At 37.2% G+C, this 21,762-nt stretch carries 22 protein-coding genes; 12 read left to right on the top strand and 10 right to left on the bottom strand.

Going from position 1 to position 21,762, the window contains the following annotated elements:
• Positions 1–1,541, bottom strand: a 1,541-nt coding sequence (gene pruA / locus AC3CH7_RS17815) for an L-glutamate gamma-semialdehyde dehydrogenase (protein WP_061504551.1), incomplete at its 3' end; no start/stop codon positions are given.
• Between the two features lie 145 nt (positions 1,542–1,686).
• On the opposite strand from pruA, the gene AC3CH7_RS17820 reads away from it, so the two are divergent.
• Complete coding sequence (locus AC3CH7_RS17820) at positions 1,687–2,994, top strand: AAA-type ATPase lid domain-containing protein (RefSeq protein ID WP_488381798.1); 1,308 nt, start codon at positions 1,687–1,689, stop codon at positions 2,992–2,994.
• A 44-nt stretch (positions 2,995–3,038) separates the two neighbouring features.
• Here the strand turns inward: AC3CH7_RS17820 and yugI are convergent, their stop codons facing one another.
• From yugI to AC3CH7_RS17835, 3 genes are all read right to left on the bottom strand, one after another.
• A complete protein-coding gene (gene yugI, locus AC3CH7_RS17825; protein ID WP_012292394.1) occupies positions 3,039–3,416 on the bottom strand; it encodes a S1 domain-containing post-transcriptional regulator GSP13 in 378 nt (125 codons plus the stop codon).
• An 84-nt stretch (positions 3,417–3,500) separates the two neighbouring features.
• Positions 3,501–5,132, bottom strand: coding sequence for a hypothetical protein (locus AC3CH7_RS17830; protein ID WP_012292393.1), 1,632 nt, complete (start codon positions 5,130–5,132; stop codon positions 3,501–3,503).
• The gene (locus AC3CH7_RS17835) at positions 5,125–5,673 is read right to left on the bottom strand and encodes an RNA polymerase sigma factor (protein ID WP_012292392.1); all 549 of its coding nucleotides are present in this window, start codon (positions 5,671–5,673) and stop codon (positions 5,125–5,127) included. Before AC3CH7_RS17835 ends, AC3CH7_RS17830 begins: the two co-directional genes overlap by 8 nt.
• Positions 5,674–5,882: 209 nt before the next feature.
• Here AC3CH7_RS17835 and AC3CH7_RS17840 point away from each other — a divergent pair, with 209 nt between their 5' ends.
• On the top strand, positions 5,883–7,223 hold the full coding sequence (locus AC3CH7_RS17840; protein ID WP_031418534.1) for a sodium-dependent transporter: 1,341 nt from the start codon (positions 5,883–5,885) through the stop codon (positions 7,221–7,223).
• Between the two features lie 82 nt (positions 7,224–7,305).
• Here AC3CH7_RS17840 and AC3CH7_RS17845 read toward each other — a convergent pair whose 3' ends face one another.
• Positions 7,306–7,566: a DUF1871 family protein gene (locus AC3CH7_RS17845; protein WP_031418535.1), complete on the bottom strand. Its 261-nt coding sequence runs from the start codon at positions 7,564–7,566 to the stop codon at positions 7,306–7,308.
• Positions 7,567–7,639: 73 nt separating this feature from the next.
• Between AC3CH7_RS17845 and AC3CH7_RS17850 the strand changes: the two genes are divergently transcribed.
• Entirely contained in the window at positions 7,640–8,815 is a 1,176-nt protein-coding gene (locus AC3CH7_RS17850; protein WP_031418536.1) for a MalY/PatB family protein, read from the top strand.
• 111 nt (positions 8,816–8,926) lie between these two features.
• A complete protein-coding gene (locus AC3CH7_RS17855; RefSeq protein ID WP_036166487.1) occupies positions 8,927–10,348 on the top strand; it encodes a magnesium transporter CorA family protein in 1,422 nt (473 codons plus the stop codon).
• Between the two features lie 40 nt (positions 10,349–10,388).
• On the opposite strand, the gene AC3CH7_RS17860 is transcribed toward AC3CH7_RS17855, so the two are convergent.
• Both AC3CH7_RS17860 and AC3CH7_RS17865 read right to left on the bottom strand, forming a co-directional pair.
• On the bottom strand, positions 10,389–10,601 hold the full coding sequence (locus tag AC3CH7_RS17860) for a hypothetical protein (protein ID WP_012292386.1): 213 nt from the start codon (positions 10,599–10,601) through the stop codon (positions 10,389–10,391).
• Between the two features lie 22 nt (positions 10,602–10,623).
• The gene (locus AC3CH7_RS17865; protein ID WP_012292385.1) at positions 10,624–11,211 is read right to left on the bottom strand and encodes a peptidylprolyl isomerase; all 588 of its coding nucleotides are present in this window, start codon (positions 11,209–11,211) and stop codon (positions 10,624–10,626) included.
• A 237-nt stretch (positions 11,212–11,448) separates the two neighbouring features.
• On the opposite strand from AC3CH7_RS17865, the gene AC3CH7_RS17870 reads away from it, so the two are divergent.
• On the top strand, positions 11,449–13,299 hold the full coding sequence (locus AC3CH7_RS17870) for a transglycosylase domain-containing protein (protein WP_197150249.1): 1,851 nt from the start codon (positions 11,449–11,451) through the stop codon (positions 13,297–13,299).
• A 148-nt stretch (positions 13,300–13,447) separates the two neighbouring features.
• Here the strand turns inward: AC3CH7_RS17870 and AC3CH7_RS17875 are convergent, their stop codons facing one another.
• Entirely contained in the window at positions 13,448–14,011 is a 564-nt protein-coding gene (locus tag AC3CH7_RS17875; protein WP_099806398.1) for a DUF5366 family protein, read from the bottom strand.
• Positions 14,012–14,165: 154 nt separating this feature from the next.
• On the opposite strand from AC3CH7_RS17875, the gene AC3CH7_RS17880 reads away from it, so the two are divergent.
• From AC3CH7_RS17880 to mnhG, 7 genes are read left to right on the top strand one after another with little or no spacing between them, the layout of a single operon-like run.
• The gene (locus AC3CH7_RS17880; RefSeq protein WP_099806397.1) at positions 14,166–16,577 is read left to right on the top strand and encodes a Na+/H+ antiporter subunit A; all 2,412 of its coding nucleotides are present in this window, start codon (positions 14,166–14,168) and stop codon (positions 16,575–16,577) included.
• The gene (locus AC3CH7_RS17885; RefSeq protein ID WP_012292381.1) at positions 16,564–16,986 is read left to right on the top strand and encodes a Na(+)/H(+) antiporter subunit B; all 423 of its coding nucleotides are present in this window, start codon (positions 16,564–16,566) and stop codon (positions 16,984–16,986) included. Before AC3CH7_RS17880 ends, AC3CH7_RS17885 begins: the two co-directional genes overlap by 14 nt.
• Positions 16,986–17,327 carry a Na(+)/H(+) antiporter subunit C gene (locus tag AC3CH7_RS17890; protein WP_012292380.1) on the top strand — a complete coding sequence of 114 codons (342 nt, stop codon included), beginning with the start codon at positions 16,986–16,988 and terminating at the stop codon, positions 17,325–17,327. The genes AC3CH7_RS17885 and AC3CH7_RS17890 overlap by 1 nt, the downstream gene beginning before the upstream one ends.
• Entirely contained in the window at positions 17,320–18,807 is a 1,488-nt protein-coding gene (locus tag AC3CH7_RS17895; RefSeq protein WP_012292379.1) for a Na+/H+ antiporter subunit D, read from the top strand. The genes AC3CH7_RS17890 and AC3CH7_RS17895 overlap by 8 nt, the downstream gene beginning before the upstream one ends.
• A gap of 4 nt (positions 18,808–18,811) precedes the next feature.
• A complete protein-coding gene (locus AC3CH7_RS17900; protein WP_012292378.1) occupies positions 18,812–19,291 on the top strand; it encodes a Na+/H+ antiporter subunit E in 480 nt (159 codons plus the stop codon).
• Positions 19,288–19,569: a Na(+)/H(+) antiporter subunit F1 gene (locus AC3CH7_RS17905; protein WP_012292377.1), complete on the top strand. Its 282-nt coding sequence runs from the start codon at positions 19,288–19,290 to the stop codon at positions 19,567–19,569. The genes AC3CH7_RS17900 and AC3CH7_RS17905 overlap by 4 nt, the downstream gene beginning before the upstream one ends.
• Positions 19,553–19,921, top strand: coding sequence for a monovalent cation/H(+) antiporter subunit G (gene mnhG / locus AC3CH7_RS17910; protein ID WP_012292376.1), 369 nt, complete (start codon positions 19,553–19,555; stop codon positions 19,919–19,921). The genes AC3CH7_RS17905 and mnhG overlap by 17 nt, the downstream gene beginning before the upstream one ends.
• A gap of 56 nt (positions 19,922–19,977) precedes the next feature.
• Here mnhG and cysC read toward each other — a convergent pair whose 3' ends face one another.
• Together cysC and sat are read right to left on the bottom strand one after the other, a co-directional pair.
• The gene (gene cysC, locus AC3CH7_RS17915; protein ID WP_012292375.1) at positions 19,978–20,571 is read right to left on the bottom strand and encodes an adenylyl-sulfate kinase; all 594 of its coding nucleotides are present in this window, start codon (positions 20,569–20,571) and stop codon (positions 19,978–19,980) included.
• Positions 20,568–21,707, bottom strand: a complete 1,140-nt coding sequence (sat, locus tag AC3CH7_RS17920) for a sulfate adenylyltransferase (RefSeq protein ID WP_031418541.1) — start codon at positions 21,705–21,707, stop codon at positions 20,568–20,570. Before sat ends, cysC begins: the two co-directional genes overlap by 4 nt.
• Positions 21,708–21,762: the final 55 nt, after the last annotated feature.

Here is a 21,762-nt window from a genome sequence, read left to right on the forward strand (position 1 = left end):
AGCATTTCAGAAGTTGTTTTTGCTTGCATGTGAAGTTGTAGGTAGTCTGGGCCACCAGCTTTTGAGTCTGTACCTGACATGTTGAAGCCACCAAATGGTTGGTAGCCAACAATCGCACCTGTACAACCACGGTTGAAGTAAAGGTTTCCAACATGGAATTCTTCACGTGCTTTTTCTAAGTTCATGCGGTTTGTCGTAATGACAGCACCTGTTAAACCGTATTCTGTATCGTTCGCAATTTCAATCGCATGATCGAAATCCTTTGCTTTTGCAATCGCTACTACTGGTCCGAAGATTTCTTCTTTCATAATACGTGCAGAAGGCTCTACGTCCGCAAATACAGTTGGTTGTACGAAGTAACCTACTGTATCATCTGCTGTACCACCAGCTACTAGACGACCTTCGCCTTTACCGATTTCGATGTATTCCGTAATTTTATTGAATGCTGCTTGGTCAATAACCGTTGCCATGAAGTTGCTGAAATCTGTTGGATCTCCAACTGTTAGTGCGTTTGTTAACTCTTCTACACGGTTCACTACTTGGTCATACACATCTTCTACGATAACAGCACGAGAACATGCTGAACATTTTTGACCTGAGAAACCAAATGCTGATTTCACGATCGATTGTGCAGCTAATTCAAGATCTGCTTCTTTATCGACAACGATTGTATCTTTACCGCCCATTTCAGCGATAACGCGTTTGATCCAAATTTGACCATCATTTAGGACAGATGCTCGTTGGTTAATACGTAAACCAACATCACGTGAACCTGTGAAGCTGATGAAACGAGTTTTTGGGTGATCCACTAAGTAGTCGCCCACTTCTGCACCAGAACCTGGTACAAAGTTAACAGCTCCTGCTGGAAGACCTGCTTCTTCTAATACTTCGATAAATTTATATGCCACTACTGGTGTTGTAGAAGCTGGTTTTAGTAATACTGTGTTACCTGTTACTAAAGCAGCCACTGTTGTACCAGCCATAATCGCAAATGGGAAGTTCCAAGGTGAGATGACGATACCGATTCCTAGTGGAATATAGTCATAGCGGTTGTATTCACCTGGACGGCTTTCTACTGGTTGACCGTTTTTAATGCGTAGCATTTGGCGACCATAGTATTCTAAGAAGTCGATTGCTTCTGCTGTATCTGCATCTGCCTCAGCCCATGGTTTCCCAGCTTCTTTTGTTAATAATGCTGAGAATTCATGTTTACGACGACGAATAATAGCTGCTGCTTTGAAAAGAACGTCTGCACGAATAGCTGGATCTACCTTTTTCCAAGTTTTGAATGTTTCATCTGCTGCTTGCATCGCTTTTTCAGCTAAATCTTTGCTTGCTTTTGACACACGGCCGATAACTTCTGTTTTCTTTGCAGGATTGTACGAAACAATTTTATCTTCCGTTGTAATACGCTCACCACCGATAATAAGTGGGTAGTCTTGCCCTAAGTAACCTTCAACTTTATTTAAAGCCTCTACATAAGCATTGTAGTTTGCCTCTTGTGAAAAATCTGTGAATGGTTCGTGTTTGTATGGAATCATACTTAATCCTCCCTTGTGAGATGTATTTGGGTATGCAAAAAACATTGACGCAAAATATCTTTGCGTATAAAATATTCTTACACTTATTATAATGCAAAATTTCGTTGCATATTTCAAGTAAAAAATTTTTGAGGTGCACATTTTTATGAAAAATTCTGAACCTTTACTACCTTTTTATGAGTTTATTGCAACAAATGTATCCGTTGGTATTCATGCAGTAGACCTATCCGGCAAGACGATTATTTATAATACAAAAATGAAAGAAATTGAAGGATTCCATTTTGATGAACTTGCGGATCGTTCGATTATTGAAATGTTTTCCTTCCGTCAGCACGAAAGTACATTAATGCGTGTATTGCAAACCGGAAAGAAAGAAATTAATGTTAAACAAACCTATTGGAATAAAAATGGCCATGAAATTACAACCATTAATGATACTTTTCCACTTATTGTAGAAGGAAAACTAAATGGTGCAATAGAATTTGCACGTGATATTACATCATTGGAAAAGCTTGTTTATCAACCCCTTCGTCGTTATGATGAGCCTTTGACGTTTGACATGATAAAAGCTAAATCTGAAGCAATGAAGCAAGTCATCGAAAATGCTAAAAAAGCAGCGGCTGTAAAATTACCGGTATTATTAATTGGGGAATCCGGGACAGGCAAGGATTTAGTAGCTGAAGGCATCCACCACGCAGCTTCACCAGATCCTGAAGCCTTTATGACACTCGTTAGTCGTCGTTCAGCTCAATCGGTGCTTGATAAATTAAATCAGCTTTTAGAAGAAGATAAAGACTATACCTTTTTCTTTGAGCGCATTGATTTTTTGAGCTTAGACATTCAAGAACAGCTATTAGATATACTCCAATCTCTACCGCAGTCCAAGTATATGTTAATTGGCAGTGTAGGTAGCGATCCGATTACATTAATTGCTGAAAAAAAACTGTCCAAATCACTTTATTATTTCTTTGCAACGATGGCTATTACGATTCCCAATTTAACTGATCGAAAAGAAGATATTCTCCCATTTGTGGATGATTATTTTAGCCGACATCGAGAACGATTTGCTTCACAAGTTACAGAGCTAGCACCAGATGTACAGGAATTATTCTTACAATATGATTGGCCTGGCAATTTAAAGGAACTCGAGTTATTATTGGATGAAATTGTTTCATTTATGACGATAGAATCTACGGTTACCTCCGATCTATTGCCGCTTCATTTCCGCTTCAAGGTACAGCAGCAAGATACCAATAACCGTGAACCAGAATTCTTTATGTTCCATCAAAATCACGATGTCATGCCATTAGATGCTTATTTGCGCGAAGCCGAATCATATTATGTGCAAAATGTCTTAAATTTATATGAGGGCAATATTACAAAAGCAGCGAATGCACTTGGGATGAGTAGACAAAACCTTCAATATCGAATCCGAAAAATAAAAAAGCAATAATAAAAAACGAGGAATACCTTCACGCTGAAAGTATCCTCGCTTTTTTATTGTCCAGATTGCTCAATCCAGTCCTGTAATTTATCTTTTAAGGAATTAAAACCATTCGCATCCGATTCATCTACACGGTCCTGCAATGATTTTCGTGGTGGTGATTCTTTTTTTCTTACGGTTACTGGGCGTTCCTGTAGCGCTCTCATCGATAAACTAATTTTTTCGGCCTCTTCATCGATTTCAAGTATCTTGACCGCTACTTCTTGCCCAACAGCTAAAAATTCACTAACGTCCTTCACAAAGCCGTATGTTATTTCCGAAATATGCACAAGGCCTTGCGTATTGTCATCTAATGCAACAAATGCACCGTATGGTTGAATACCTGTAACTTTTCCGGTCAACACGTCTCCTAATTCATATTTTTTTACCATAACCTTTGCCCACTTTCTTTTGGTTTGCTACGTATATATCGCTTAAATTATAACATACGTGTAAAAACGGGGCAAAAAATCTCCTTATTCGGGAATAGCTGTAATGATGAAACGTTTTTCTCCTTTTTCTATAGGAACTGTACCTAATTGGAAGGTTAAGCGCTGGCCAATCATTTGAATGGATTCTGGTTTAACACCTACTTTAATGGTTGTTTGGGATGTATCTGTTGCATATAGAACTGTAAAATGTTGCATACCATCAAATTGAACCAATTTATCCACATCTACAGCTTGAGACACTAACTGTTTTACTGTTTCTTGATCGCCTTTTCCTTGTGCATATAAGAATAGGCTCACAACATTCATTGGGTTTAATGAATCTAGGATGGTATCATCTTTACTTGACACATACGCGTTGTATAAACCTTCCGTTTGGATAATCCAACGGTTATCAATTTGTAAACCTGTTGAACCATCATATATTTCTATATAGACTTCATTACTCAAATATGAAAGCTCCATCCTAATATCCTGTCTTGTTAGTTTGTCTATGGTTTTGGATGTTCCTTCTCTCTTAAATTCTTCGAGGATGAATTGTGCGGTCAAACGCATCGATTCCCCATACTTCCCATTAGCCGTATCATTTAATAGCTCTATATGTTCTGGTGAGTATCTAGTTTTGTCATCACCTTTCAAAAGTACAAGCCACGTATTTTCAAACTCTTTGTTTAAATTTCGCAATTGGAAATCGAGGTATGAATTTGATAAATCATTAACTAATGTTCTTTCGTATAATTTTAAAATACGAGCAGATTCTTCTGCAGAAAAACGTAAATCCTCACCATTGAATAAAGAGCCTGTAGCCAAATATTTAAAATAACCTAATATATCAGGATGAAGACGGTCAATGGATACTGGTGCATCTTTCATAAAAATCGGATTCGTTCTAAAACTATAGTTTTGTCCATCATAAGACAACTCGAAATATTGTTTTTTGGCCGTTGCAATTAATTGATTTAGTTCTTTAGGATAATCTTTCTTTTTTTGTGACAGTACTTTATTATATTGGGAAAGTTCATTTGTATAATATTGCAAAACATCTTTTGTTGGGTAATATATGCTAAAGAAATATCTAGACTCGGCAAATGACATCGGATTTTCGTACGTTTCAATCCGCTCTATCAGCTCTCGAGGTGTTTGCAAACTGTCTAGTATCTCTTGCTCTAACTGTGTTAAATATTTAGGATCATAAGCCATTTTATTTAGTACTATTTTTTTATTTTTAGCTTTATCATTGTATTTATAATCAGCAGATTCAACAAACGAGAGTTTCTTAAAGTCTTCCTCAGGTATGTCAAGCTCAACACGTGTTTTTTCACGTTTCTCTTGATACTTCTTTTGTAAGCTAGAGAACCATTCTTCATAGCTGCTTTCTATCTTTTCTTCATTTGAATGCACGAGAGTTGATGGGTGGAGCATAAACGATGATATTAATAGTCCAACTAATAAAACGCTGGCGATGCTAGCAATCCAAACAGCAGGCTTTTGCCATTTTGCTGAAGACTTTAGAATCGTATTTATGGTTTCTTGAGAATCCCTAATGGCATCTTCATTTTCAATTTGCTGAAGTACATGTTGTGGATCTAGTTTTGACTCCATTCGCTCATAGGATTTTTTCAGTAGTGCTATACGTTGATTAAATTGTTTATCATCCATTTTCAACACTCCCTTCTTGCATTAATGCTGCCTTCAACTTTTCTTTCGCACGTAATAGCCGTACTTTGACCGTTGATAATGAAATATTTAAAACCTCTGCGATTTCTTCGTATTTTAACTCGTGAAAATAATACAGTACGATAGGGTACCGATATTTTTCATCTAGGGATTGAATAGCATTATGTAAAGTTCTATCTTCTTCAAATAAAAGAACATCGTCTTCAGCAGAGAGAAAAATAGTTTGACGATGCGCATTAAGCTTGTCCCCTTTCGCCAGTTCTCTCTGTTCCTTCCGATAATAATCCCGTGTAGCATTCAATGTAATTTTATAGAGCCATGTCGTAAACCGATCCTGTTTAAATTGATGTAAAAAGCGATACAGTTTAACAAATACCTCCTGTGAAACATCAGCTAAATCATTGCTATGTACGCCACACTGAAAGGCAAACCTTTCAACTGTCTGTTGATGAATTCGAATTAGGTCGATATAGGCATCTTTGTCTCCTTGCTGTGCTCTTGCTATTAAATCGGCCTCTACCAAAGCGATCCCTCCTTTTGTTTATGGAACGACAGAAATATCCTAATTGTTACATATCAATAAGATTTTTTACCAATAAAGGAAGTACCCAACTAAAATTCCATCTCAATGGCTACTAGTGTAGAAACACCCTAGTCAATATTCAGATATTTGCTTGTGTTATGAAAATAATGCGGTAAAATAAAACTTTAGTATAAGGAGGCTTTATTTTTGTGTCATCAAGAGATCAATTTACAACTAAAATTGGGTTTATTTTAGCTGCTGCTGGAAGTGCTATAGGACTAGGAGCCATTTGGAAATTCCCATATATGGCTGGTACTAATGGTGGTAGTGTCTTTATTTTATTATTCGTTTTATGTACATTCTTTATCGGCTTACCAGTACTCATTGCAGAGTTTATGATTGGTCGTCGTGGACAAAAGGATGCTGTCACATCCTTTAAAGAACAGGCGCCAGGAAAGCCATGGTATTTAATTGGATGGGGCGGTATGGTCATTGCGGGCCTTATCTTATCTTTCTATAGTGTTGTAGGTGGGTGGATTTTAAGCTATTTGGGTCGTGCCTTTACTTTTAAGCTAACGAATGCAGGTTCTGACATCAATTATGCAGATTTATTTGGCAATATAATTGCGAGTCCATTTGAAGCAGTTCTTGTGCAAGGGCTATTTATGTTATTGACAGTAGTCATTGTGTCAGCTGGTATTAAGGGTGGCATTGAAAAAGCCAGCACATGGATGATGCCGCTCTTGTTTATTTTCTTCATTATATTAGTCATACGCTCTTTAACATTGGATGGAGCAATGGAAGGCGTTAAATTTATGTTTGTGCCAGATTGGTCTTACCTGAATGCCGAAACATTTTTAATGGCATTAGGACAAGCATTTTTCTCATTAAGTGTTGGTATTGCGGTTATGATTACCTATGCTTCCTATCTATCGAAAACAGAAAAAATTGGTAACTCAGCCATTAATGTTGCATCTATGAACATCATCATCTCTTTACTTGCTGGTCTTGTTATTTTCCCAGCAGTATTCGCACTTGGCTATACACCCGATCAAGGACCTGGCCTCGTATTCATTATTTTGCCGGCTGTTTTCGAGCAACTGCCTCTCGGTGCTCTTTTCTTAACCATCTTCTTTATTTTATTACTATTTGCCACAGTTACATCTTCCATCTCCATGTTAGAAATTGTCGTAGCAATAGCAATCGGAGATAAGCCAGAAAAACGGAAAAAAATTGCATGGATTGGTGGCATCATTATCTTTATTGTTGGTATTCCTAGTGCATTGTCATTTGGTATACTATCAGATGTGAAGATTTTAGACCGTTCTATTTTTGATTTTGTTGATTTTATGACCAACAGCATCGGAATGCCTATTGGTGCTCTGCTCATATCAATTTTTGCAGGTTATTATTATACAAAAGATATTTCACGTAAAGAGCTAGCCGCATCTAGTTGGATATTTACAATTTGGTACATGTTAATTCGCTACGTGTCCCCTATTGCTATATTAATTATTTTCATTCAGGGCATCTTACCATTATTTAAATAAGAATAAAGAACCTCTAACATTAGGATGAAAAAAGAGGTTGTCACATGACAACCCCTTTTTTATAGGAAATATGCAAAATATTTTAAATAATACATTTTGCTTCAAATTTAATAGCAATCAGTTTGTAAGAAATGGCTACACATTCCTCAAAAGGAATCCATTGCTCAAACGAATGCTCATATGTTTCTTGAATAACTTTTGCAAGTGTCGACGGATCATCGATTCCTTGCAATGCCGCTACAACATCTGCTGTTTCCGTATCATAATGGTCTGGACCTAAGTGGAATGGATCCCACTCCTCTAGCAGATGCACAGCTGCTTGATTCATTTTTACATTTTCCAAAATACTCACCTATTTATCCTTTGATCATAATCGTATGATACCATAGTAAATAAAAAAGAAAAGAGTGATTTGCTTGTCTATTTTTGATCAAACTATCAAACGCCGTTTTACAAACTCCGTAAAATGGGACGCAATGAAAATGGTTTATGGACTAAACGATGCGTCCGAGATATTGCCAATGTGGGTAGCTGATATGGATTTTGCTGCTCCGACAGCCGTTTCAAAAGCATTGCAGGAACATGCTGAACGTACTGTTTTTGGTTATAGCTTTATGAGCGAGGAAGCAATACAGTCAATAGTGGACTGGCAAAATACTCGTCATGATTGGCAAATTGACAAGGATTCTATCGTATTCTGTAATGGTGTTGTTGCCGCCTTAGCAAATAGCATTGTAGCCTTTACTAATCCAGGAGATAAAGTCCTTATATCAACACCCGTTTACCCACCATTTTTTAACATTCCAAAAAGCAATGGACGCGAAGTGGTAAGCTGTCCGCTAGTTGAAAAAAATGATGGTAAATTTATCGTAGATTTTGAAGCTTTTGAACAGGCACTAGCTCAAAATGTGAAAGCCTACATATTATGCAACCCTCACAACCCTGGAGGTTATGTATGGGATGAAGCTACTTTAAAGGAAATTGTAAGACTCTGTGCTCAATACGATGTTCTTATTATTTCAGATGAAATTCATGCTGATTTAATGATCAATGGAGAAAAGCATATTCCTATTGCCAAAATAGCAGGCGATGAAATCAATCGGATCGTAACGTGTATGGCTCCTACTAAAACATTTAATTTAGCAGGTATTCAAGTTTCCTATATGATTGTGCCAGATAAGAAAAAACGTCTACAGCTAGAAGCCGTGAATATGGCAAGTGGACAAGGCTCTTTAAATACTTTTGCCTCTGTAGCATTGCAAGCTGCGTATACGGAAGGCACCCCTTGGCTAGATGAATTGCTGCCGTATATTTCAGCAAATATGGATTATGTCAAAGCCGAGTTAGAGCAGATTCCAGGCATTCGCATCATTAAACCACAATCCACTTATTTAATATGGATTGATTATCGAGAGCTTAAGCTTGAAGAAAAAGACATTATGAAACGACTATTAGAAATTGGTCAACTGGCATTAGAGCCAGGTACAAAATACGGAGAAGAGGGTCGAGGCTTCCTACGTATGAATGTAGCTTGTTCATTTGAAACAGTACGAGACGGCGTAGAGCGCTTTAAAAAAGCCTTTGAACAATAAAAATAAGAGAAGGAATTCTGATTATTTAGGATTCCTTCTTTTTATATGTTTAAAATTCTTACGATGTGGAAAAGTTTCTTAACAAACGGATGGAAAAAGGGGTGTTTTCAAATGGACTTAGTTCCTTTAACAATTGAGCGTGCATATATGACATTCTTATTTCCCTTCGCCTACCAAATAAAAGATCGGCAAAAGATTGGTCATACCCTTTTAGAAGAAGGATTTTCTTTTTTTGAATTGAACAACGCTAATCTTGAACATGCCTTTTATGGAGACATAACAATTATACATGAGGAGCTTGCCCAATTTTTCTATCCCTTTCTTGAGGATAAATTATTTCCAAATAAAATGGATAGCCCAGACTTTCTTCGCTTCTCAAAAGCATTCTATACACAAGGAGCCTTACACCATCATGAAAATTGTATTAACTACGAGCTTATGAGCATCGATGTGACACTATGCCCTTTCGGCAATGGCATCGTCACCGTTCGAACAAGCATAGACAACCAATATGATATTAGTGATATTTTAAATTTTATTCATTACTTTAGGGTGCTGGAGGCAAAACTGCGAGAGGAAAAAGGCGCTAGTCATCATTTCTCATTCGGTCATTGTGATTCAACAAGTGAACTATTATTCAACTATTTTATCCCCTTCTTAAAACCGTTCCTTCAGCATCACCAAGACCATACCTATGAAGGGTTACCTTTTTTTGAAGATGAGCGAATGTTTTCCTCAGCCTATTTAATTTGTGATGAAAAAGCAGAACTATTACCTGAGCATCTTTTTCGATTAGGGCAAGTAGATGGAAGAACACCTGATGGCAAGCCCTTTATTTCGAGTACTAACTCTCAATATATTTCAAACTATGTGCAGGAACACGCCCATACACGGTGGGCACCTAATAGTTTTATTATCTCTTCAGCACAGTCACAAATGACACTTACAAATAGGCCTTTTGAACATTGTTCACATAGCATTCAGGAGTTTATGGGGACTCACTATTACAATTTATTCATTCATTATTTTTATAAAATGATGCTTCTAAAGCTTTCCTATGAATACAGTGAAATTAAATGGGGGAAAGATAAACAAATTGTTAATGAATTAATCGAACTTATCACAGAGTTTTCTGCACGTTATTATTTTGAAGAGGTCGTTGTTCGGACTGAAGGTAGAGAAATAGCTCAAATGCTACGAAAGCATTTCCGTATTAATGAACATTATGTAGGAACAAAAGCGACATTGAACAGCCTATATCGAACACAAGAAGATCAATCCGATAATCGAAGCAATAATTTACTATTTATTTTAACCGTATTTACGGTTATTTCCGGTATTTACGGAATGAATTTAGTCATTGAAGAATGGAAGGACAGTAATGATTTAGATAGTGTTTGGAGCTATACACCGTTCGAATGGGTTGCCTTCATTACCGCCTTAAGTGGAATTGGCCTATCCATTGTACTCGTTTGCTTCCATGCCTTCAAAACAATACAAAACATGGTTCGTCGTTCAAAAAGAAAAATTTAAAATAAAGAATCTGTCTCCATTGGAGGCAGATTCTTTTTCATTAGACATTTTGTTGGTTGTTTGTGCTTTTCTTTTCTGCTAATATACGCGCTTCAATTTCCTTTGATTTCATTTCCTGCTTTTTAGAAATTTTTCGGAAAAGCGTAAACACGATTACACATAAAATAAGCATGATTAAAAATTCAAATGCTGCTGGAATATATCCTGATTTATCTTCAGGGAAATATAAAAATTGATACATTAAGTTTTCCATGCTCTACACGTCCTTATAATTATTATTCAAAGACTGTAATTGACTCAATTTTCACATCTTCTAATGGCTTATCACGAGGATCTTTTTCTACATCCGCAATTTTATCTACAATATCCATTCCTTCTACAACATGACCGAATACAGTATGTTTATGGTCTAACCAAGGAGTACCACCATTTTGTGCATAAGCTTCGATAATTTCCTCTGGGAAGCCTGCTCCTTGTAATTGACGAAGCATATCGCTTGGAAGATGTTTCATTTGTACGATAAAGAATTGAGAACCATTTGTGTTTGGACCAGCGTTAGCCATTGATAGCGCACCACGTAGGTTAAACAATTTATCTGAGAATTCATCTTCAAAAGAATCACCCCAAATTGACTCTCCTCCCATACCTGTTCCTGTTGGGTCACCACCTTGAATCATAAAGTCTTGAATAACTCGGTGGAAAATGATGCCGTTATAATAACCTGATTTAGCATGACCCAAAAAGTTTTCAACAGTTTTTGGTGCAAACTCTGGGAACAGCTTAATTTTAACTGCACCTAATGTTGTGTTCATTTCTACAAGCACTTCGCCTGCTTGTACGTCTGTTGTTAATTGTGGAAACATGGAAGTCTCTCCTTTAATGATAATTTTCAGTTTCAATGAAAAAGATGACAATTCATCCTTCTTGACCTCATTTTAGTCTAACATAATTCCGATTGGTTTTCTTCAACAAAGTATTGACGATTTATGCACTTTTAACTTCCTTTCTAAAAACAATGGAAATAGGTCTGACCGAGTATTTGGAATCAATCCAAAATATGTTATTCTGTTGAAGGATTCATAGAAAGAGTGGAGGCACACATGAAAAAGGCTTTTGGGTTTTTTATTATACTTCTTTCCCTACCTGTTCTATGGTGGATTAGCACAAACATACGAACAGAAATCAATACAGCACAAGCACATGAAGAACAAATTTCACAGGCGATTCATTTACCTGAAGTACAACCCCAGCTCCCTATAACACTTAAGGATCAAAATGGGCAAACATTTAGTGAAGAATATGTCGAATGGCGGCAGCCATTAACATTGCAAGAAATTCCACAAATTGCCCAGGAAATATTCATTGCAAGTGAGGATGCCGACTTTTATGAACACATTGGCTTTGATTTAAGTGCTATTATGCGTGCAGTAGTCGCCAATTCAAGTACAAGTACTAGCTCACAGGGTGGCAGTACGATTACACAGCAGCTTGTTCGAATGCGTTATTTATCTGATGAAAAAACATATGAACGAAAATTAACCGAACTTTTTTATGCTTATGAATTAGAAAAAGAATTCGATAAAGAAGCAATATTAACCATGTATCTTAACGAGTCCTATTTTAGCAATCAAGTTTACGGTATTGGTGGAGCAGCAACCTATTATTTTCAAAGACCACTTCAGCAATTATCTATAGCTGAAATTGCTTTTATTGCAGCGATTCCCAATAACCCTTCACTTTATAACCCTTTAAAAAACTTTGAACAAACTAAAGCACGTCAAGAACGCTTATTAGATACACTTGCCGTGAAAGGTAGCATTACAAAGGAAGAAGCGACAACTTATAAGGCAAAACCGATTACATTGCATATTAAGGATAAAATTCAAAGCTATCCTATGTACAGTACTTACGTTCTTCAAGAATTAAAATGGTTAGTTGCAGAAAAAGAAGGCTATGCGGATCGACTTAACCATACAGATAATGAGGAAGAGAAGAAAAAAATTAAGACACAATTAGACAATCGACTTGATTCATTATTTCAAAATGGACTGATTATTAACACTGCGTTGGATCCACAAAAACAGCGGCATGATGAACAACAAATGACAGCTACCTTAGGTGCCGGTTCATTGCAAGCAGCAGGTGCTGTTATTCAAAACCAATCAAGAGAAATCGTTAGCTTATATGCAGGAAAAAACTATGAAAAGTTTGATTATCATCGTGCATTTCAGGGAACACGGCAGCCAGGTTCCGCGTTTAAGCCACTGGCCGTCTATGCTCCTTTCTTTGAAACAACAACACATACACCTGATTCGATTGTAAATGGTGGCAGTTATTGTGTCGGATCATTTTGCCCTCAAAACTACGGGGGCTACAAGTATGGGGATGTGTCGCTGCGCACTGCATTTCGACATAGCTACAATACATCGGCACTGCGACTCTTCCAGACAGTTGGCATTGATACAGCATTTCAATATTTAGATCGCTTTCATTTTCGCTCCATTGTAGAAAAGGACCATAATTATGCAGCTTCCTTGGGCGGGCTTACTTACGGTGTAACAGCTTTAGAGCTAGCAGATGCCTATACAAGCTTTATTGATGGATCTTATGTTCTAGCACATAGCATTCGTAAAGTGACAGCTTTAGATGGAACAGAACTCTATAGTTGGGATACACAGCGTGATCAAATTTGGTCTCCTAAAACAGTAAAATACATGCGTGAGCTACTTGCCGATGTTGTGACGAACGGTACGGGACAGGGAGTCTACAGTAATAGCAGCTACGTTGGGGCCAAAACAGGGACAACGAATGACTATCGAGACTATTGGCTTGCCGGACTTAATGATACCTATACAGCGGCCGTATGGATTGGCTATGATAAGCCTCAATCCATGCAAAAATTAGAAGAATACAAAATTCATCATCAATTATTTAATGTTTTACTTGAGTAAAATTAGTAGTTTGGTTGTATGACAAAAAGGAACGGGTTACTTGGACGTGCCAGGCAAAATAACAGAACCCCCATGCAAACCGTCATTTAAGAAATAGCAAAAGCCCTCGAGATTGAGATTCTCGAGGGCTTTTGCCTACAGTATGCATTTATTGAGCAAATGGCAGACTTGCTAATATTCCATTATATAGTTTCAATACAACATAAACGATGAATGTTAATAGAATAGTCCACATAAAAAGCTCAAAGATTAATAGACCGATTGTGCCGCCCATTGACATAAATTGACTCATTTTGTAAATAAGATAAATGAAATATGTAAAAACAGTTAGAACAAAAATTCCTATTAACACATAAATAAATTGGATGGCAAATGCTGAACACATGGCACCAATAAACAAAATAATATAGCCGCCTCGTGCTTGACTAACAGTTGCTCCATCGTTGTCTTTTGAAAAAAAGAGCATTCCTAACTCATGGATTGTTTCTCCTACTAGTTTGAGTGCTGAAAATAGCATAAAAAAAACAATAGCAAACACAATGAGTAAAAATACACGTAATTCAACATCAGACAAAAATTCTCGCATACCTGAATATACACCGATTGCTCGAAAAATTTGTAAAGATTCTCCAACTGCATACATACCAAATGTCAAACTAAACAATAAAATTGTAATTAATGGTAAATAACCATAGATATACGGATTCTTCATAAAAAATTTTTTCCTCTATTTTTATTGATAACTTCCTATTTATAATATAACGAAAATTCTCCTACTACCGCAAGCTAAATCCCAATAGTACGTATGCATTCCCGATTAAAGTACGTTATAATTGATATACTTACCTGCATAAAGGAGGGTTTTTTTGTTACAAGTACTTTATATTTTCATTCCCATGCTTGCTGCAATATTCGTACCATTTTTATATAAAAGCATAAAGAATATTCATACTGGCTGGTTTGTTCTCGCTGTTCCAGCTACGCTCGTGGTGATTTATGCATCTTATATTGCACAAGTAGCTAAAGGTGGAGTGTTTACAGCTAAACTTCCTTGGATTCCATCGCTTGATATTTCCTTCGTCTCCTATTTGGATGGCCTTAGCTTATTATTCTCGCTACTAATTACTGGGATCGGATCATTAGTTGTCCTCTACTCCATTTTTTACTTAGATAAACATAAAGAAAAATTACATAATTTTTATGTTTACTTACTGTTATTTATGTCTGCAATGCTTGGAGTAGTACAGTCAGATCATTTAATTACACTTTATTTCTTTTGGGAATTAACGTCCATTTCCTCATTCCTACTCATTGGTTATTGGTATAACCGTGATGCGTCACGCCTTGGAGCACTGAAGTCAATGATGATAACAGTTGGCGGTGGCTTAATGATGTTAGGTGGATTCGTTCTTCTCTACTTAATGGGTGGAACTTATTCCATTCGAGAGCTAATGGTTATGGCTCCAAATCTAGTTGATCACCCTTTATTTACTTGGTCGCTTGTGTTACTCCTTCTAGGAGCATTTACAAAATCGGCTCAATTCCCATTTTACATTTGGCTACCAGATGCAATGGAAGCACCTACACCAGTAAGTGCATACCTTCACTCTGCCACAATGGTCAAAGCAGGTATTTATTTAGTAGCACGCTTTACCCCAATTTTTGCGGCTTCTGAGCTCTGGGTATGGCTTGTAACAGGTATAGGTATTTTAACTTTATTCTGGGGTTCATTCTTTGCAGTCAAACAAACGGACTTGAAAGGGATTCTTGCCTTCTCGACCGTCAGTCAACTTGGACTTATTATGTCACTACTTGGGGCAAGCGCAGTTGCGTTTCATGCCAACGAATCCTTAGATACAATTAAATTTGCGGCATTTGCTGCCATCTTCCATCTGATCAATCACGCTACATTTAAAGGTAGCCTATTCATGATTGCTGGGATTATCGATCATGAAACAGGGACACGTGATATTCGTAAATTGGGTGGGTTAATGAGTATTATGCCTATCAGTTTTACAGTTGCGGCAATAGGAAGCTTATCGATGGCTGGTCTTCCACCGTTTAATGGCTTCTTAAGTAAAGAAATGTTTTTAACAGCCATGCTCGCGCTTCAAAAGTTTGAGTTTTTTGGCTTCGATACATGGGGAGTGCTCTTCCCAATCGTGGCTTGGGTTGCTAGTATTTTCACATTTATTTATAGCTTTTATTTTGTTTTCCGAACATTTAATGGCAACTACAAACCAGAACAATTACCGCATAAACCACATGAAGCACCTATTGGGATGCTAGTTTCTCCAATGCTTTTAGCAGGATTAGTTGTGCTTATATTCTTTATCCCGAATTTTATTGGTGATACATTTGTCAAACCTGCTGTACTAGCGATTCAGCCATTTTTATACGAGGTACCACAAGATATTGACATTCATGTATCTGCCTGGCATGGAATCAATCCAGAGCTTCTAATGACGATAGGAATTATTATCATAGGAGTACTGCTATTTGTATCACTACCGAAATGGCAAGGGATGTATCAACGATTCCCAAAGGCTTTCACCTTGAATAATGCTTATGACAAAATTATGCAGGGGTTAGATGTTGGCTTGAATCGCCTTTCTCGACTCTACATGACGGGGTCAATGCGTCATTATCTACTTTATATGTTTAGTGGTATTGCTATTATCGTCATTGGTTCGCTTTTTGTGAAAAATGCCTTTAGTTTTTCATTCCAAGAGACAGCTCCAATTAGACCCTATGAAATTATTTTAGTCGTGGTTTTATTAATTGGAACAGCTATCACTATACTAGCCAAATCGCGTTTAACAGCCATTATAGGTCTTGGCTCTGTTGGTTATACGGTAGCATTATTTTTTGTTATTTTTAATGCGCCAGATTTAGCCTTAACACAGCTTGTTATAGAGACTATATCTGTTGCTCTCTTTTTAATGGCATTCTACCATCTGCCAAAACTTGGTAAACGAGAAGAACGTATGAGATTTCAATTAAATCGAGCTGTTGTATCTATTACAATAGGTGCCATGGTAACACTTGTCGCATTATCTGCTCATTCACAAAAACTTATTCCTTCTATTTCTAAATACTATGAGGAAACCGTTTACTCCTTAGCGGGCGGAGGAAATATTGTTAATGTAATTTTAGTAGACTATCGTGGCTTTGATACATTGTTTGAAATTACAGTGCTCGGTATTGCTGGAATGGCCATTTTGGCTATGATTAAATTGCGCATGAATAGAAAGGAGAAAACACATGAAAACAAATGATGTGATAATACAATTTACGGCTAAAATTGTATTTTTCATTATTTTCTTCTTCTCCATTCATATTTTTTTAGCAGGTCATTACACGCCTGGTGGTGGCTTTGTTGGAGGACTTTTAACCTCCAGTGCCATCGTGCTATTAGTGTTAGCCTTTGATATTCGTACTGTACGACATATTTTACCTATTAATTACACGTATTTAACGGCTATTGGTTTATTATTAGCCCTTGCCACTGCGGCATTTCCTATGTTTGTTGGCGAACCTTTTTTTACGCATTTCTTTAATTATTTCGATTTACCGCTTCTAGGCAAACAGTCTTTACACACGGCTATGCTTTTTGATAGCGGTGTCTATCTGGTTGTTGTGGGTGTTACGATGACCATTATTCAAACGATTGGAGAGGATGAATAATGGAAATAATTATGGCCTTTGTCATTGGCTTCCTCTTTATGGCAGCTGTCTATTTAATTTTATCAAAAAGTTTATTACGAATTATTATTGGTACGGGACTTTTAAGTCACGGTGCTCACCTACTGATATTAACGATGGGTGGTCTTGGTGGTGAGGCTCCACCCGTGTTAAACGAAGGAGCTAAACCCTTTGCAGATCCATTACCCCAGGCACTTATTTTAACCGCTATTGTTATTAGCTTTGGCGTCACAGCGTTTTTCCTTGTGCTAGCATATCGTTCCTATCAGGAGCTACAAACTGATGATATTAGCTTAATGAGAGGAAGTGATGAGGATGAATAACTTCCTACTGCTGCCTATCATCATTCCGTTTTTCTTCGGTATGATTTTAATGTTTGGGCAAAAAAATTTAATGTATCAACGAACATTTTCATTACTTGGAATCGGGATATCCTTGATTACTGCCATTTCACTTCTATTGAAAGTGAAACATGATGGTATCCAAAAGGTTACCTTTGGAGATTGGCCTGTCCCTTATGGCATTACCATGGTTTCTGATATGGTATCCGCATTGCTCGTTACAACAACATTGTTAATTGCTTTTTTTGTTGTTTGGTATGGCTTTGGTTCTATTACGAAGGAACGGGAAAGATTCTTTTATTACCCTGGTATCATGTTTATTTTAACTGGGGTTAATGGGGCTTTTACTACAGGTGATATTTTTAACTTATTCGTTTTCTTCGAAGTATTATTAATGGCTTCATATTTACTGATCGTGCTAGGTGGCGAGAAAGGGCAACTGAAAGGATCGATCAAATATATTTTAATTAATGTTATTTCGTCGGCCTTATTTGTCATTACCGTAGCCTTTTTATACTCGGTTGTAGGAACATTGAACATGGCTGATATTGCCGTTAAAATAGCTGAAATCAATCAGCCAGGTATCATTACGGTTATAGCTGTACTCTTTTTAATGGTTTTCGGATTAAAAGCAGCCATTTTCCCATTGTATTTTTGGCTTCCTACTTCGTATGCAGCAGCGCCTATACCTGTATTAACACTATTCGGTGCATTGCTCACAAAGGTAGGTGTCTATGCAATTACACGTACCTATACACTATTCTTTGTACACGATTTATCATATACTCATGATTTATTGATGGTACTTGCCATTGCTACAATTGTAGCTGGATGCATTGGGGCACTCGCCTACTTTGATGTCAAACTTATTATTATCTACAATATTGTCATTGCTGTAGGAGTTATTTTATTTGGTGTCTCACAAATGAATGAAGCTTCTTTAAAGGGAGCGATGTTTTATTTAGTACACGATATGCTCATAAAGGCTGCACTCTTTATGTTAATCGGTATTATCATCTACATTACAGGTACATCTGATTTGCGTAAGATGGGTGGCCTGATGAAGAAATACCCGGTGCTTGGTTGGTGTTATTTAATTGCAGCATTTGGCTTAGCCGGAATTCCACCACTTAGCGGATTTGTGGGCAAACTTTTGATTGTTCAAGGTGGTTTTGAAGCGGGAAATATGTGGAGTAGTATTTTCATATTAGCGTCCTCACTGCTCGTACTATTATCAGTCATCCGTATCTTCATCTATGCCTTTTGGGGCGAGGAGAAAGAAACAAAGGGTACCGTTGACAAATCTATCTACAAGATGCTGTTTATGCCTTCAGCCCTATTAGTACTTATTTCTGTCGTATATGGTGTGGGTTCCGAATGGATGACGCCATTTATGGACGATGCAGCAAAACTTTTAAATGATCCATCAATCTATATAGATGCTGTGATGAAGGGGGATTAACGCTATGGCATTTCAAATGATTTTAAACTTTGTACTTGCCTTCGTATGGATGTTCCTATCCTCTAATTACACAGCAACCGGCTTTATAATTGGGTTCTTAATGGGTATCATTCTGCTCATAATAATGCGAAGATTTTTTAAGTCTCGTCTTTATGTCTACCGACTATGGGCCATTTTAAAATTGACTTCGCTGTTCTTTAAAGAGTTAGTATTAGCGAATGTGCAAGTCCTGAAGGTAGTATTAAAGCCTAAATTGGACATGCAGCCTGCCTTTTTTGCTTACCCTACTGTATTAACGGAAGACTGGGAAATTACTTTACTATCCAGCCTTATTACTTTAACGCCCGGGACTGTAGTCGTACATGTATCCGATGATGCTAAAACATTATATGTACATGCTATTGATATAAACGATGTGGATGAGGCTGTTGCTTCCATTCGAGATTCATTTGAGAAAGCGATTTTGGAGGTGAGTAAATCATGACAACATTTATTATTGCAGTCATTGTAGTGATTTGCTTATCGATGATTGCGGTCATTTATCGAATGATTAAAGGACCTTCTGCATCTGACCGTGTTGTCGCTTTGGATTCACTGGGTGTCTCTCTTATTTCCTTGATTGGATTATTTTCAATACTAGTGGAAACAAGCTTCTTCCTTGAGATTATTTTATTACTAGCGATTTTATCATTTATTGGGACAGTTGCTTTCTCTAAATTCATAGAGAAAGGAGATATCATTAAACGTGACAATTCTCGCTAATAGTTTAGTTATTTTTTTCATTTCTGTTGGAGTACTTTTTATTGTCGTCACAGCCATTGGGCTTATCCGCCTACCTGATTTATATACGCGAGCACATGCTGCCTCAAAAAGTGCTACACTTGGTGTTATGTGCGTACTAATTGGTGTATTCTTTCACTTTTGGCTAATTGAAGATCATTTTAATCCACGTATATTATTAGGTATACTATTCCTCTTCATCACTGGCCCTGTTGGAGGACATATTATGACTCGATCCTCTTATATTGCTGGTGTAAAGCCTTGGAAAGGTACAGTACGTGATGAATTAGGCCCTGAAATTGACAGAATGAAAAAAGAACAAGATGTTCGATAAAACATATAAAAAATCTGCTCAATCATTATGAACGAGCAGATTTTTTTATTGGTTAGTTAAATATAGCCTTTGGCAGTTAAAATACTAGTCAACTGTTCCACACATTCTTCTACAGTATGATGTTCTGAATCTAAAATAATTTCTGGGTTTTCGGGTTCCTCATAAGGAGCGCTAATACCAGTAAAATTTGCAATCTCTGCTTTTCTAGCTTTTTTATATAGTCCCTTTGGATCCCTTTTTTCACATGTTTCTACTGAACACTTTACAAAGACTTCTATAAATTCACCATCTTCAACAAGCTCACGAACTACTTGACGATCTTCTCGATAAGGTGAAATAAATGCCGTTAGCACAATTTGACCGCTTTCTATAAAAAGCTTCGAAACTTCCCCTATACGACGGATGTTTTCTTTACGCCCTGACTCATCAAAACCTAAATCCTTATTTAAGCCATGACGGACATTATCGCCATCCAACACAAAAGCTTGATTACCCCTTTCATATAATTGACGGGCAAATGCATTGGCTATAGATGATTTTCCTGAAGCAGACAAACCCGTAAACCATAAAATAAAGCTTTGATGTTTATTTTGAGAGCGACGCTCATCTTTTGTAACAGAGGCTTCATGCCAAACAATATTTGAACTCATTTGACTACCTCCTTCTGCATGCCTTTTATTAGTACGTCTACTACCTCTTTACGGCTAAATGTACTTGGTGGTACTTCTCCATTGCGAAGCATCTCTCGTACTTTTGTACCTGATAAAATAATATGGGCAGAGCTATCATGGGGACAAGTTTTTGTAGTAGCCATCCCTTCACACTGCTGACAATAAAAACTATGCTCAAACTTCAATGGAATAATCCCTAATTCATCTTCCGTAAACTGTTCAAAGATTTTTTGGGCATCGTACGTGCCATAGTAATCCCCAACACCTGCATGATCTCTACCCACGATAAAATGTGTACAGCCATAATTTTTCCTTACAAGCGCATGGAAAATGGCCTCCCTTGGTCCTGCGTAACGCATAGCAGCTGGAAATACACCTAATTGCACACGATTTTCAGGATAGTAATTTTTCAATAAAATCTCATAGCTCTCCATACGGATAGCCGCAGATACATCATCCGATTTTGTTTCACCAACAAGAGGGTTTAAAAATAAACCATCTATCGTTTCAAGTGCTGCCTTTTGGATATATTCATGGGCCCGATGCACTGGGTTACGCGTTTGAAAGCCCACAATGGTTTGCCAACCCTTTGAAGCAAATAGTTGTCGGGTTTCCACTGGATCAAATGAATACGTAGGAAACTTTTGTGCTAGACGTTTAATTAACGTAATTTTTCCACCAACATATATGGCAGGACGTTCATGTAGCTTGTGAACTCCAGGATGTGCTAAATCCTCAGTGCCATAAACAAGTAAAGCCTCTTTTCGCTTATTCGGCTCAAAAATATCAGCCACCTGAATAACACCAAAAGTTTCACCTTGATAGACTAGTTTTACCTCTTCACCAGGTTGTAAGGTTGCTGCTTTCTCTTCCGTCACTGGGAGGGTAATTGGAATACTCCATACTATACCTGATACTAATCGACTTTTTTCCACCACAGATTCATAATCTGCTTGTGTTAAAAACCCTTGGATGGGACTGTAGCCTCCTATGGCAATTAACTCTAAATCACTCAAAGAAATGGCATCCAGCTCAATCTCCTTATGAATAGATGTTATTTCCTTATCGGGATGAAAAGCTTGCACAAGAAACCCTCCATGTGGTTGTAAACTCATATTATCTCCTCCTAATTCTAGTTAAATACTAAGTTTAATAGTAAGATCAACATCA

This window comes from Lysinibacillus sp. F12 (assembly GCF_057773605.1).